General features: G+C 42.3%; 19 protein-coding genes and 1 pseudogene. 1 reads left to right on the top strand and 19 read right to left on the bottom strand.

The window, feature by feature from the left end; genetic code table 11:
* Positions 1 to 166: 166 nt before the first annotated feature.
* From IPJ02_17365 to IPJ02_17275, 19 genes and pseudogenes are all read right to left on the bottom strand, one after another.
* The gene (locus IPJ02_17365; GenBank protein MBK7377244.1) at positions 167 to 1501 is read right to left on the bottom strand and encodes a phage portal protein; all 1335 of its coding nucleotides are present in this window, start codon (positions 1499 to 1501) and stop codon (positions 167 to 169) included.
* A gap of 3 nt (positions 1502 to 1504) precedes the next feature.
* Positions 1505 to 2869, bottom strand: a complete 1365-nt coding sequence (locus IPJ02_17360) for a terminase (protein ID MBK7377243.1) — start codon at positions 2867 to 2869, stop codon at positions 1505 to 1507.
* The gene (locus tag IPJ02_17355; GenBank protein MBK7377242.1) at positions 2853 to 3407 is read right to left on the bottom strand and encodes a class I SAM-dependent methyltransferase; all 555 of its coding nucleotides are present in this window, start codon (positions 3405 to 3407) and stop codon (positions 2853 to 2855) included. Before IPJ02_17355 ends, IPJ02_17360 begins: the two co-directional genes overlap by 17 nt.
* Before the next feature lie 29 nt (positions 3408 to 3436).
* Entirely contained in the window at positions 3437 to 4069 is a 633-nt protein-coding gene (locus IPJ02_17350) for a DUF616 domain-containing protein (GenBank protein ID MBK7377241.1), read from the bottom strand.
* Positions 4066 to 5054, bottom strand: a pseudogene (locus IPJ02_17345) (GDP-mannose 4,6-dehydratase). The gene IPJ02_17350 and the pseudogene IPJ02_17345 overlap by 4 nt, the downstream one beginning before the upstream one ends.
* Complete coding sequence (locus IPJ02_17340; GenBank protein MBK7377240.1) at positions 5039 to 5746, bottom strand: DegT/DnrJ/EryC1/StrS family aminotransferase; 708 nt, start codon at positions 5744 to 5746, stop codon at positions 5039 to 5041. Before IPJ02_17340 ends, IPJ02_17345 begins: the two are co-directional and overlap by 16 nt.
* Complete coding sequence (locus tag IPJ02_17335) at positions 5740 to 6288, bottom strand: putative sugar O-methyltransferase (protein MBK7377239.1); 549 nt, start codon at positions 6286 to 6288, stop codon at positions 5740 to 5742. Before IPJ02_17335 ends, IPJ02_17340 begins: the two co-directional genes overlap by 7 nt.
* A complete protein-coding gene (locus IPJ02_17330) occupies positions 6269 to 6781 on the bottom strand; it encodes a methyltransferase domain-containing protein (protein ID MBK7377238.1) in 513 nt (170 codons plus the stop codon). Before IPJ02_17330 ends, IPJ02_17335 begins: the two co-directional genes overlap by 20 nt.
* Positions 6775 to 7431, bottom strand: coding sequence for a hypothetical protein (locus IPJ02_17325; protein MBK7377237.1), 657 nt, complete (start codon positions 7429 to 7431; stop codon positions 6775 to 6777). Before IPJ02_17325 ends, IPJ02_17330 begins: the two co-directional genes overlap by 7 nt.
* 211 nt (positions 7432 to 7642) lie before the next feature.
* Positions 7643 to 8047 carry a cupin fold metalloprotein, WbuC family gene (locus tag IPJ02_17320; GenBank protein MBK7377236.1) on the bottom strand — a complete coding sequence of 135 codons (405 nt, stop codon included), beginning with the start codon at positions 8045 to 8047 and terminating at the stop codon, positions 7643 to 7645.
* Positions 8044 to 8799: a hypothetical protein gene (locus IPJ02_17315; GenBank protein MBK7377235.1), complete on the bottom strand. Its 756-nt coding sequence runs from the start codon at positions 8797 to 8799 to the stop codon at positions 8044 to 8046. The genes IPJ02_17320 and IPJ02_17315 overlap by 4 nt, the downstream gene beginning before the upstream one ends.
* Positions 8796 to 9368 (bottom strand): hypothetical protein, encoded by a 573-nt coding sequence (locus IPJ02_17310; GenBank protein ID MBK7377234.1) that lies wholly within the window; start codon positions 9366 to 9368, stop codon positions 8796 to 8798. The genes IPJ02_17315 and IPJ02_17310 overlap by 4 nt, the downstream gene beginning before the upstream one ends.
* A gap of 233 nt (positions 9369 to 9601) precedes the next feature.
* Positions 9602 to 9778, bottom strand: coding sequence for a hypothetical protein (locus IPJ02_17305; GenBank protein ID MBK7377233.1), 177 nt, complete (start codon positions 9776 to 9778; stop codon positions 9602 to 9604).
* A 144-nt stretch (positions 9779 to 9922) separates the two neighbouring features.
* Positions 9923 to 10132 carry a hypothetical protein gene (locus IPJ02_17300; GenBank protein MBK7377232.1) on the bottom strand — a complete coding sequence of 70 codons (210 nt, stop codon included), beginning with the start codon at positions 10130 to 10132 and terminating at the stop codon, positions 9923 to 9925.
* Positions 10133 to 10170: 38 nt separating this feature from the next.
* On the bottom strand, positions 10171 to 10404 hold the full coding sequence (locus IPJ02_17295) for a hypothetical protein (GenBank protein ID MBK7377231.1): 234 nt from the start codon (positions 10402 to 10404) through the stop codon (positions 10171 to 10173).
* A gap of 158 nt (positions 10405 to 10562) precedes the next feature.
* Entirely contained in the window at positions 10563 to 11915 is a 1353-nt protein-coding gene (locus IPJ02_17290) for a replicative DNA helicase (protein ID MBK7377230.1), read from the bottom strand.
* Entirely contained in the window at positions 11915 to 12277 is a 363-nt protein-coding gene (locus tag IPJ02_17285) for a DUF4373 domain-containing protein (GenBank protein MBK7377229.1), read from the bottom strand. Before IPJ02_17285 ends, IPJ02_17290 begins: the two co-directional genes overlap by 1 nt.
* A gap of 518 nt (positions 12278 to 12795) precedes the next feature.
* Entirely contained in the window at positions 12796 to 13020 is a 225-nt protein-coding gene (locus IPJ02_17280) for a hypothetical protein (protein ID MBK7377228.1), read from the bottom strand.
* A 185-nt stretch (positions 13021 to 13205) separates the two neighbouring features.
* Positions 13206 to 13424, bottom strand: coding sequence for a hypothetical protein (locus IPJ02_17275; GenBank protein MBK7377227.1), 219 nt, complete (start codon positions 13422 to 13424; stop codon positions 13206 to 13208).
* 359 nt (positions 13425 to 13783) lie between these two features.
* Between IPJ02_17275 and IPJ02_17270 the strand changes: the two genes are divergently transcribed.
* A partial coding sequence (locus IPJ02_17270; protein MBK7377226.1) for a hypothetical protein occupies positions 13784 to 13967 on the top strand: 184 nt, incomplete at its 3' end.

The raw sequence follows: 13967 nt of genomic DNA, 5'->3' as shown, positions 1-13967 counted from the left end.
AATACTGTTTTTGCTGAGATGCTGTCATTTCATTTCCGTTCTCGGTTCATAAGGCATAGGCTTAGATACCCTTACCATTTCTTCAATATCCAGCCGTAGTCTGGCCCGGCGTTCCATCTGCTTCGCCCTGGTGATGGCACATTTAGGATCAAGCGGTATAGCCCGCTCAATTATCTCCCGTATCTGGTTCTGTGTAATCATTGGCTGTATTGTCTATTGGTTCGACTTCAATTTCAAGATCATCCGCTAATTGGTAACCCTGCTTAATAAGCAAACGGTCTGCCATCTCATCGTCAAGCTGATCCATACCCATATCGTACCTCATCTCATTCAATACGATAGCCGGGAGTGCTGCCCAGGCGGTAGCCTTATCCTTCATGTTTTGTTGCAGTTCAGGTATCTTACTCAGGTCAGGACGGATACATTTGCCTTCACCGTAAATATCAACCGTTCCTTTTCTTATCCCGTCACACATACGAATCACGTTCGGAATAATGGCATTGGTGTACATATCCTTTCGCATCTCCTTAACATTGCTTTCTGTGGATGCCTTCTTATTATTAAACAGCACAGATGAAAGCGAATAAGCGTTGCATATCTTATCGAAATCAACATCGGCCTGGGCAATGGCATCCATTTCAACCAATGATAAGCCAAGCTGCAATACTCCCATTTCACCGGCTGAGAAATATGGGGCTCCCTTGTTTTCAGGATTGCGAAGGAACCGGGAAAAGTTTTCTTTATGCTGTCCCATAACAGATACTTCCTCATTCAGTGCTGAACCACCTGAACCACGATCTGCATCAATACCAGGCGTTTTATCATACACGATTGAAGGCACACCACCGTTCTGCATCTGTGATACCGATGCGCTCATATTTGCTTGTAATCTTGTCAACCTTTGAGCCAATGCCTTTATAGGCCCCATGCCCCGATGGCGTTCATTGTATTGCGTAGTCGGGTTGAAATATTTAGTATAAATTACTTCTTCAGCCTTCAGTGTAAATGTGGTTCGTGTGTCCTGATAACGGTATCCGATAATTCGGTTAGGGAAAACATCCTCCTGTATTACAGTCATGAATGACGGGTGCAGGAACTCGATATTTAATTTGCCTTTGTTTGGCCCTAAAAACAGCGCATCCTTCCACATAAAAACCTCACCTGACATATACAGCCATGTGTACATTATCTCCCGTTGCTCCATTGTCATCCTGCTCAGAAACTGCTGCATCTTGTCAGATGGTGGCAGATCCTCACCAGTTGCTTCATCATACGCAACCAATGGAACTTGAGCCGATGAAGTGGCAAGGCGTGAAACAACAGAGTAAACGTCATCGAAAATAATGTAAGCCTCAACTTCTTTAACAGATTGCCAGGATGGGAATATCATCGTTCGTATCTGTTCAATGGATTGCGAACGGTTAAAAGTTTGGAGGGCTTTAACAGTCTGCATCAGTTGCAGGTTCTGTTTTTTCAGTGTTTTTATACCGAATATATCCATTGTCTAATATTGAGCGGCCCGAAAACCGATTTTTGGTTTAAGTTCAAACCACTCACGCATCATAATTGTATCAGCGAAGTCAGGTGAACGTCCTAAAAGTTCTTTAACCTTATCCTTTGGCACCACTCCCTTTTTAAGATCGCTATCCAGTGTTTTCTGTTTCACCTGCTCCAATTCCTCTATTACCCATTGCTTTACCTGCTCCGATTCGCACTGTAAATATATACCGTTTTTATTAATTCTATCAGCCAGCCTAAAATAACATTGGCTTTTCAGATTGTCAAAGTTTTCTTTTATCGGGTTTCCTGCTGCGTCCCTGGGTCCAATGGGTGAAGGTAACGGGCTGCTGTTATTGACAAACCCCCTGAACTTTAAGAAGTCAATTATACCTCCTCCCATACCGTCCTCATCAACCAGTACATCGCTGTTCCCAATGCCTAACCTGTACCTTGCATCCTCCAGCAATCCTCCGGTAATTTCAAGCGTCTGCTTTTGGTAGTGTTTTACCTTACCCCGAAACCCGTCCCATTCGATTATCACTATCTTATCGCCTCCTAACCTGGCAACGTCACAGGTAATCCGCTTTGATCCTTCCGGCACATGGGTATTTGTGAAAACGTCCAGTATCTTGTCATAGGTTATAAGTGCAGCCGGATCATCGTCATACTCCCAATCACCATGAAGCAAACGGCGCTTTTCATTGGCCGATAATATCCGTTGTAACTGTTCGATATACCCGGATGGCAACATCTTGTTATCCTGTGGTAGTGCCTGTATGAAACATTGGTAGTCTTTCAGCGTCCCGTCCCGAAATGGCTTATAAACATTCCGGTACATGAAGTTCTTTGACGGGTTGCAGGTCCGTAGATATTTAGGCGGTAAATTGTAATCATCATTCTTCCATCTGCCAATACCAGCCTGAAGGTTCATGTCAGCAGCCTCATCCCACTCTCCAACTTCCTCACCCCATCCACCGGTAAACTGCATAGAACCAAACCGCATATACAGCGGATCGCTGGGCATATAAGCAGCATCTAGTAGAAAAACCTTTGACTTATTATCGCATTCGTAAATATTGTACTGCCCGTTGAACTTGATATGTTTACTCATATCAATACCTGAATTGGCGAAAAACTCATTTATCGTTGGTATAGTGAACCGGACAAGATCGGATAGTTTATTACGGGCAATGAACCAGTGGGTACCTGGGTACATAAATGCGGATGAAAATATCAGTGCAGCCCCTGTGTATGATTTAGCGCCTCCCTTTGCGCCGCCGTAGTTTATTTCTGTGGTAGTTTTATCAGCCCATTTGCGCCAGCACTCTTTTTGCTTTTCGTTGCCATGTGTGTCAAATTTCAACTGCATCTGTGACGTTTAAAAGTACCCTCCCTATCTTTTGGTAAACATCCCAATTGCAAGGCCCTGCATAATTAACAGCCGGTTCAGCAGTACTATCCTTCCAAATAAGCATACAGCCATTATCAATGTTTAATGTAACGAACCTAATCCCAGCGTAGTTCCTTATTCCCATCGCCCACTTGTAAACATCACCCCACCACTGCTTTGTTTCACGGGGAACGATAGTCCCTGCTTCGTTCTCAGGTAACACATCATGGATGACAATAAACCCGGTATCCGAAAGGTATCGTAAACTGTTTTCAAAGTCACGCTTAACATAGTCGGCATGGTGCAGGCCATCAATGAATATAAGGTCAAATACAGGCTTCGGATTATTGTTTTCTATGGCAGCGAAATAATCATCTGAAGTCATCTGCCTAATCCCCGGTTCCAATACAGCAGGGTCAACCCCTGTTTTATTTTCACAGATTATCTTATTGAAATTTTGTTGCTTCGACTGCACTCCAATTTCAAGATACTTGTTGAGGCTGTACTTAGCAGCCAATGCGTTTAATAGTTCGGTATGGTTTGTTATCAATGACGTAAATGATAATGTTTGATGTACTTAAATTCCTTACTCTGTGAATAATCCCATTTGTAGGTACTCACAATATTGCTGTTCAAAGATACAAAAGCAAATGCGATTTGATCCCTGGTTGAACCAGCATCTAATTCCTTCCACCATGCTTCGTGCAGTGCAATATTTTCCGGCGTATTCTCCCTGAGCATTATCCCGCTTTGTATTATCCCTTTGTTTGCCGGGAATCCCATTGCCCGGTATTTAAGGCACTGTTTCTCGATCAACAACGCTTCACCCCGGTTATTGGCTATACAGTTCCGGCACTCGTCATAAATATCATTCCGCAAAGGATGCGCAGCGCATGAAACCGGTAGCTTAAAGTGATCATCCCACCATTTATTCAGGTCCACATTTATCTGAAACGAAGCATCAACCCACATTGAGTATTGCCAATCTATCCACCCCATTATTTTAAACCACCTTGCCGTCCTTCGTGGCTCAGTAAATACATCCCGCCTTACAACCTCCCATACCTTACTTACTATTGGCTGGTCAGTGAAACAGATATAGCGCCAGCCTGGGGTAATAACCGTTGGTTCTTTTAAGTCCTCGTAATCCCCGAACAGGGCTGTATAACATACTTTCATCGTGTCTGCAAATAAGGTGTTTTGTCATCCAGGGCCCCGTAGTGTACCATCCAGCTATGTATCATCTCATCAACCAACATCTTAAATGTGTACTCAGGTTTCCAGCCCAGCGCCCGAATGCGACTGCTGTCCCCTTTCAGGTATTGCAGTTCATGTGGCCGCTTAAACTTTTCGTTCACCACAACCGGTATATCAATATCCAGCGTTTCCTCCACACATCGTATCAGCTCATACACCGAATGACTTTCCCCGGTTGATACAACGTAGTCACCAGGTTCCTGCTGCAGAATAAGGTGCATAGCCCTAACATAGTCTTTACTGTGGCCCCAGTCACGGAAAGTAAAAATATTTCCCAGTTCAACCTCTTTTGAAAGCCTAACTTAATGCGAACGGCTGCTTTAATGATTTTGTTGGTAACAAAGTTACTACCCCTGCGTGGTGATTCATGGTTAAACAAGATGCCGTTCGATATTTTCAATCCGTATGCCTGTCTGTAATTGCAGCAGATATTGTAAGCATAAACCTTTGCACATCCGTACGGGCTAACAGGCTTCATAGGCGTTGTCTCCCGTTGGTACCCATCATCATCAATACTATTTCCAAACATTTCACTGCTGCTGGCCTGGTAAAACTTAGCTTCCGGGCAAATACGCCGGTATACCTCCAGTATATTCAATACTCCTATCGCATTAGTTTGTGCCGTGAACTGAGGCACGTCAAACGATATACGAACGTGGGATTGCGCCGCAAGGTTGTATATCTCATCCGGTATTACTTTTTGCAGCACGTCCGATATACTTGCCGTATCTGTAAGGTCAGCGTAATACGTTGTAATACCTTCGATACCATGCAGACGGCTTTCCTGGTGTTCTGGTGTCGAATTGCGCCGGATCGTGCCGTGTACTTCATACCCTTTACTGAGTAAGTACTCAGCAAGGTATGAGCCATCCTGCCCGGCGATACCGAATATTAATGCTTTGCCCATAGTTTCATTTTAGTTAAATCCGGGTAGTCTTTATGCGACCATATCCTCGGTGGTGTTGCAATAGCTTCCGGTAACTTTTGTAAACCAAGTGCAGCCGTTTCCGGTGTCATGTAGTAATGATAACCCATTGTATCAATATCCTGCTCACGCCATGGTATGCCAGGCAGTCTGCCATCATAGGACATTTTTTTAAGCTGGTTATAACTTTGCTCATCCGGGCAAAGAATCATACCACCACGCCCAAGGCTCAGATGCTTTTGATACTGGAAGGAAAGGCACATAAAAGTACCATCCATGTATACCCCACTCTCCCATAATGTTGCGCAATCCCATATCCAGTTGCCAATATTATACTGTCTATCCCAACCTAAATACTCATCATCCCATATTAATTTTATACCCAGTTTATCAGCCAGCATAGGAACAGATAAATAAGTATAGCGTGGAGACTTTACACACTTAGCACCATGCATCCTCAAACACAATTCCAACCCATGCGTGCAACTATCCACAGCAACGGCGTAAGGAGCGCCGAAAAAGCCGGCTATCTGTTTCTCAAATTCTGTAACTGTTGACCAATCAGGTAAATGTGTTACGGTACAAACATCACCACACACAACCGACTGAACTCTTTTGTTCACCCATTCATTATGCCAGTAGTCGTACTGTGAGGCTGGATATTGCTTTACCATACAAGTACATAGTTTGTTTTACGTTCGCCCGGAATATCCGGCAACTTTTGATGAGGCCAACCCAGTTTTACCAAGTCTGTATTACAGGTAATATACCCGTGTACTGACTTCCGCAAAACTTCGTCAATATACAATTTATTATCCGGTATTTCACTAATGGCATAGTTTGAAATAACAAGATCATATTTTTGTCCGGTTGGTTCGGTAAAATATTCAGCGCTGTATCCCGATAAAAACCTTTGCTGAAGTTTTAGCGGTTCAGGCAAATCAATCATGTGGTAACATGCCGGCTTATAGTTATCTAAAATAACCTTTACCTGCCCCCCATAACCTCCTCCGATCTCACATATCCTTAACTTATCCAACGACCCAAATAGTTCAACGATACGGTTCATGACTGTAACGTACTGCTGTGGTTTATTAAACATATTCATAAGTACCGGGTTGCTCTGTATCTTATCCAAGTCAACATTACTACACTCACGCAAATAATCATCCCTCATTTTACCTTTAATCATCCATTCAGACATAGCATTGTACATTTAATGATATTAACTTCCCATCAATATATGCAGCAGAATGATCATCATACCTGGCATGATCAGTTGCATGACGATTGTACTTTCTGATATTCTTAAACCCGCATGATGACAGCAACTCGATAAGGCTGTAAAAATCATACGTTGTTTTGTGGTATATCACTCCCATCTTACCATATAAAGGCCCCAGGAACTGGCTCAGGTCAGCACCATTCTGCTGCACGTAAATCTTTGCCATCTGGTAAAAGTCTGGTGTTGCTAACCGAAGGCATCCGCCTGGACGAAGTACACGCCGCCACTCTTTAAGTATCGGTACAATCTCATCACGGTCAAAATACGCAATCAAATGGCTGGCATAGATAAGATCAACTGTTTCTGATTCGTATGGCAGTTTGGTAACGTCATGGCTTTTAATATGTGGGAAGTCGGCCATGTCAATATGATCCCATGACGGCCCGAAATCACGTTTACCGCATCCTAAATGAAGTTTTACCATTTGTCGGTTATCGTTTTTATGTGTTCAATATCTTCTTCGCTCATGCCTTCAAGGTTCAGCTTGTGAATATCGAAACGCCGTACTCCTTCGTTATGGGTGACTGGGTAATTTGTATCTGCACATATAATCCAGTCATCATTTATAGGATCTTGCGTTTCAAAATCCCAAGGGGAAAGGCCAGGGGTAAGGTATTGTAGTAAAAAGCGTTTATTCCATATTGACGGCTGGGTGCTTAATCTGTACCTACTCCCAGGATACGCCTCTATCCCATCACCATAATTTGAATGCGGTCGCTTCGTAAGGTCATCTGTCAAACATTTTCTACCAACTCCGAATGTCCCTAATAGCCTGTATGATGGCAATCTCATCTCATCAATTACTTTTCTTACGGGGCTCTTTATAAACGTATCCTCCATCATCCACACAAACCAATCCGGCTGCTGCTCAAAGTATGGCCTTAGTTGTGTACTCCAATCTTTTGGGCCTGTTTGTGCCCCAACAGATACCCATGTACAGTTATCGGGTAGTTCACATTTAGGTTTCGCATGACCAACAAGGTCAAAAGGATCACCCCAATATTTGTTATACAGATAAAAAAATACCGGTAAAAGATGGTGATATTTATCGGATGTAGTTACGATTATTTTCATTGTTCATTTATTAATTCTAATGCCAATGTAATAAGCAAAAATAATACTGTAGGGAATAAAAGTATTGACATTGTTACCATGATAGATAATAGACACGGGATAACTAAAAAGGCTCTTAGTACTTTATTTTTAATCCTGCAAAACAAATTTAAACCCCACATAATAACTTTATCTATCCAAACATTATGAACCCAACAACCAAAAGATGTATTCATATCATAACCTTATCATCCTGCTGCCCGGTATAAGGCCCGGTTTTATATTCGTAAACAATAGTGTTATCGTGCATGGCAAGGTAGTTATGGCCACCCATCAAAGTTATTGAACAATCACCAGGTTCAAGTACATCCGTGTGCAGAACACTGTTATCAATATCGTACAGCGTAACCTGAACCATGCCACGAATCACAACCCATGATTCTTGTGTTATGTGCGTTTCCTTAGCAAACGGTTTATGCCTATGTGGTTTAAACGTCTTACCTTGATCCATACATATTGCAGCACATTGAATGAACTCATCCGGCGGCACAATGTCAACACGCCCTGTCTGTATATCACGGGCACGGTTGATGATGTGTAGTAGTAATGTTGGTTCTATGCGTGAATATATGTTCATAATTTATATTTTTCATGCTTTTTATCAAGCCCTCTTTCCGGCCCCCTTGTTGCATACCCTGCCCACAGGTCAAACACGGCACCAATATCAAAAGCTATCCCTCCCCTGTCACGCATCCAGTTGCAATATATTTTTCCGATTACGCCGGCACCTACCAGGCAAGGCGTACCATCACACGGTGCGTTATTTAGCCACCATTCGATCTGATTAAACTGTTCAGGATAATGCTTTAATCCGCCATCGTATGTTGATGTAAACTTCATCTCAGGCGCAATGATATAGCTGTGTACTGTTCGTATGCCGAAAGCCCGGCGTAACGGTTCATCAATATCACGGCATGAAATATATATAATTTCTTTTTTCCCTGAAAGCCATTCAGACAGCATACCATTGTAAAGCATATCATAGGCTACATCGGTACTGGTGAACTTAGTTGTGGTGCAATGTGGTTTAACCACTTCTTCCACATTTCGCCAGTGTTTATTAAGATCCTGCAGCCGTTCGTGCATCGGTATACCTACAATACTGGCCTCATTGTATGCGGTAATTAGATTATTGCGTATGGCTTCCACTTCGCTCATGGTTGGCTCATAACCTACTTGTCGTTTCATTACTGATTCAATACATAGCTGGTAAGCGGGTATATCTTTGTTCGATTCAAGTACGATTTTTTCCCCATCACCAGCCCGGATAATTGATACCGGGCGGTTTGTTTGTAAAGTGTTTAATATGTCTGTGGCGGTGAGGGTCATAACAAATGCGTTTTATCGTTATCTCCCTGGAGTAGTCTGTATGTATGCCAGATGTAAAGGCCATCCATCCGTAATACCTTAATGCCAGCAGCCCGGATCCTGTTTGTGAAGTCATTATCAACTCCCAGCATATTGGTAGGTCCACGATCTTCATAAACCTGCTGTTCTGCAAATTTATGTTGATTCCATACGCTGCGTGGTACCACCATGCAGAAGCCGGAAACGAACCCATTAAGTGTAGTTACTTGATATAGCTTTTCTTTAACACCATCGGATATTAGTAAATGTTGTTTAATATCACTGTATCCTCTAATTGTTTTAGTAGCACCCATAATAGAATACTGCTGCTCCGCCCTATCATTGATCCTATTCGTCCAGCACGTTAACACAGCGTCAGGGTGTAACCGGACATACTCAGCAAGATGAACACCATAGTCAGGTGTTAACCAGCAAGTATCACCATCACGGAAACAAATATGAGTAACTTCATCCGATGTATTACGGAAAGCATCGTTGTAGGCTTTACCCAGGTTCTTATCGGTGCTGTATGGTATGAGGTCAAGTATCATACGATGTTGTAATTTTCAATCCTTATCAACGATGCACCAATATCAACAATACAACCGGTGCTATCTTTCGATACTATAGTTCCTGTACCGTAGTAAGTGAATATACCTTTAATTATTTTAAATTCGATCATAAATTAAAAAGCGACCTTCACTCGGAGGAGATCCAGTCGCTTAAGATTTTCACCGCCTCCGAACGGTATTGCAATGTAGTAAATTATTCTAACGAAGCAAATTTATTTTGGCTGGCAGTAATACTGCATATCGTTTCCCTGCACATCCTTTGGCGCAAAATCCCGAACATCACCACAGTATTCAGTAGTTTGATTGCCTACCTGGCAAGTATAGCACTGCTTTACTTTTGTGCATGACACAGCAGAAACAATGATCAGTATGGCAATAAGTTTTTTCATGTTACTGTTATTCCGGTGATTTGTAGCGGGCCACCGTCCTTGCCCGTTAATTCGGTTTCGGTCTTATCTTTCCAGCCCATGTTTTTAAGGGCGAAAATTGCTCCGGTAGGGTTATTTTCAAACAGCCTTCTTTCGTACCCGTTCTCAACTCTTGTACGCAAATCTTTTATTAATGCAAGAATATTCATCTCTTTCCTGGTAGTCATAAAGGCTTTGCCGGTCAACAAAACCAAGCCACAAAGCAACTCCCGTGATCGTAAAAGGGTAGTTGGTGTCATCACTGAAATAATCATTAACAGCCTGTTCAAGCTGCTCAGGTGAGCTAAATTTAGGAGGTCGTCCAGGTCTTGCCATACCTCAAAGATACCAACTTTTTTGATATGGCAAAATGGTTATGCAATACGCCAGATACGGATAGATCCGCCGAAATTACGATCAAACCTGGTAACAAACTTCTTGTCTTTTATTTTTTTCTTATACAAAACACTTGCAAAAGCATTTCGTATTTTATCGCCATATTTTTTATCAAGCAATGTGCTTTCTCCAGGTTGCAGTGTTTGGATTAATTCGATTGCAATTTTTTGGTAGTTAACTACCGGAGCAGGGACGTTTGTGTCAATTTTCATAAATGTTATTTTGTCATAAATGTAATAAAAATAAATTAATAAAACAATCCAAATTTCACCCTTTCTTTTTTTCCTTTCTTTATTGCCATAAGCCCCGCTAATAGCCCCCTTATTTTAGTATTGTTAATCAAAGTGTTGTGTAATAGGCACCCATTTTGCTATTTCTGTGCCATATTGGCCGGAATTGTCGTAGAAGTGCATAGTGGATCCTTTGAAATTGATTGGTATGTTCCGTGTGGAACCGTGCCTGTTTTTAGCAACTGAGCAGATACATAACCCGGCAACCGGGTACTCTTTCCACCGATATTGACGTCTTCGGTCATCTTGTAATATTCCGGCCTCATAAGGAATAAAACCTCATCGGCATCCTGCTCAATAGCCCCTGACTCCCTCAGATCTGACAACTGAGGCATTTTATCAGGCCGCTTCTCTACTTCCCTTGAAAGCTGAGAAAGTGCGATTATGGGCACGCCAAGCTCTTTAGAGAGGCATTTTAAACCCCGGCTGATCTCAGCAATCTCCTGCTCCCTGGATGGATTACGGGTAACACCGCTCATTAACTGCAGATAATCAACCACTATGTATCCGATGTTATTACGCTTTTTAAGTAAGTATGCCCTGGTTCTTATGTCCCGGATATTAATGGATGTTCTGTCCTCAATAAATACTTTTGACCGGCTGATAAGATCCAGCGACTTTTGGAAGGTATTGTACTCATCCGTGGTTGTTTTACCGTTCCTAAGTACTTCATGGTTGATACCTGTGTCAATAGATGCCAACCGGCGGGTAAGCTGTACGCCGTCCATTTCCAGGCTGATCCAAAGGCATGGTACTTTACCGATTATTGAAGCGTTGTGAGTGATTGATAGCGCCAGCGCTGTTTTCCCCTGCCCGGGGCGTGCTGCGATAACGATAACGTCCGGCGGGACCAGGCCGCATATTGCTTCGTCAATAGATTTAAGGCCGGTTGATATACCAAGTACCCCGGTTGACTTAACGCTGTCGTGTTGTTCAAGTACCTTCACTGAGAAATAAGCCATATCCCGGGCCTGCCCCTGCAGTACCTTTTCCTGTGCCTGCTGCATGGCTGCATCGGCCTGGTTTATTATATCAAACACATCCTTTTCATCAAGGTAAAGATCATTATTGGCTGCGCCGGTAATATTTATGGCTTGTCGCTTCAGGTAAAATTCACACAACAAAACGCTGTGGTATTCAATATTGGCACCGCTCGTTACGTTGTTGGTTAAGCGGGTGATGTAATACGAACCACCGCACTGCTCCAGGGATCCATCCCGGCGCATCTGATCGCATACTGTGAGGATGTCAACCGGCTGGCCTTTGTCATACAATGTTTCTATTGCCTGGAAGATAAGGGCGTTTGCTTCCCGGTAAAATACTTCTGTGAATAGTTTTGACATCGCAATATTGAGGCAGTTGGAATCTATGAGCATAGCCCCTAATACGGCATCTTCGATGTCAAGTGCCTGAGGAGGAATTTTATCTGTCATTAATCAAGTTTTATTTTGGTTTGAGTACCCCATCGCTTTGCTGCGCCCCTTGTGCCGGCATCTTGCAGTGTTTTGCGTAGGTGTATGGTTTCGTTAAGGCGGCGGGAGTAGAATATGTCTTGTTCAATCGTGAACAGGTCGAAGTTCTGAATGACTCCCTGTACTTTGATTTCGGTTACCTGCATTTGCATTGACAGAACCGGGATAATTTTTAAAGGCAACTTTCCTCCGGCCTGGGCCAAACGTTCTATCACATACCAAAATATCCCTACGCCTTCCATACCCAATGATTGTCGTAGGAACAGTATTTTAACGTCATCGCTTGCGGTATAGTCGTGGGAGAAATAAAGGGATTTGTTCATAAATAAAGAGCCGCCGGTGTAGAGAGTTTACCAGCGGCCTTTAAAGAATCCAAAAATAAATTCAGATGTACGCTCTCTACTTCGCCATCTGAACCGTGATGCAAATATACGGTGTTGTAATTAAACAACTATTACAAATTGTGCTTTTCAAATCATTATACATAGGATTACAGTTAACACGCTTTGTTTTTGTAATAACGAATTCAGGCGGTTGGCAATAATTTAAGGTAATTAACTGAAATCGAAAATTAATATCAAAGTCTTTTTTTCTTCCATCTCGGTTTAATTTTGCCGATTCCGCCCTATCATTTAGCCTTCTATGAATTTTTAAAAGCCAGCTATTGTAAGCAAACTCGTGCATACCTGGAGCTTTTGTGTATCTTCCCATATTTATTGACTTAAAAATTTATTCCATGCCTGTTGCTGCCTTATCTGCCTGATCTTATCTTTACATTTCGGGTACTTCTTAGCGGCCTTTGTGAGTGCCAGTATCTGGCGGGTGGTTTTAGATTTCATAATTAAAACGGTAATTTTTCTTTTGGTATTAGTTCAATAGATGATTTTAATTTAGTAAGTGGAATAAAATTTTTACTTACCCAATAACCAGGTGTAAGTCCTTTTAGCGTTTTCTTTATTACCCTCCCACTATTAAAATTTATCAATTTACCGCATTCCGTCCAATAATAATTTGGCTTATCTTTTAACCTCCACTTAACCCTGTATTTTATTGATACATACTCCATTTTAAGTAGGTTTTATAGCAGTAATGCAAATGTTATGTGCCATAGACCCACACCTGTTATTCACAACGTTCGCAAACTCTTCCCTTCTGTATCCCACAAGACACCCCCCCCCACCCTCACCCCTTTCCCCCCCTAAAGACAAAAACACACCTCCCACCCTTTACCTTATTCGCTTTTGGTTCGCGTTACCGGCAATGCCTGTGAACCCAATACGCTTCTTCGGTAGTTATTTCACTATCGGGTATAAAGTGAAACATTACATCCGTTTGTTCTTCCATCTGCTTATATGAAATGAACTTGCCACAATGTTTGCATTTCCTCCAATTGTTATCAGTGGCACTGCTGGTAACATGGGCTTTATGAAATGCCTTGTTTGGTTCTTCGATGAAAATTTCGTTGTTCATTGTATTTCTGTTTTTCAATTTGACATTAGTTGTTTATTGTCGGCACTTCATAAAGCCCCGAACCGTTAGCGGTAACTTTTATTTTGCCGCATCAAAAATAGTAGTTAGTTTTGAATAACCAAAAAATATTTTTCATGGCTGTTATTACAACAACGCAATATGCAGATAAAAGGGGTGTTTCAACGGTGGCCGTCACCAGGGCCATCAACAAAGGCCGGAAATTAATAGGTATTAAATCGTACCGAAAAGTAGGCCGGGATTGGCTTTTGACCGAATGCAACGATGTTGCAAAAAAAAATATTAGAAAAGGTTTGGTTATCCAAAGATAACCATTAACTTTGTTATCTCAATCACCCGTCATGCTGAATATAACTACATCACCCGGTATTCAATTCCCTTACATGCAGCACATGAGGCTGATAATTGACGTAGAGTTTAAGATAGCCGGGAACGAATCCATCTGGTGCCTGGCAGTTAAGCAAGCCATCCGTTCGGGGAAGCCCGCATCGCAGGTATTGTCATCCATCAAAGACATGGCAACAG

This window comes from Chitinophagaceae bacterium, assembly GCA_016710165.1.
Taxonomy (GTDB): Bacteria; Bacteroidota; Bacteroidia; order Chitinophagales; family Chitinophagaceae; genus Ferruginibacter.
The sequence above is the reverse complement of the archived record's forward strand: the minus strand, read 5'-3'. Positions and strand labels throughout refer to the sequence as shown.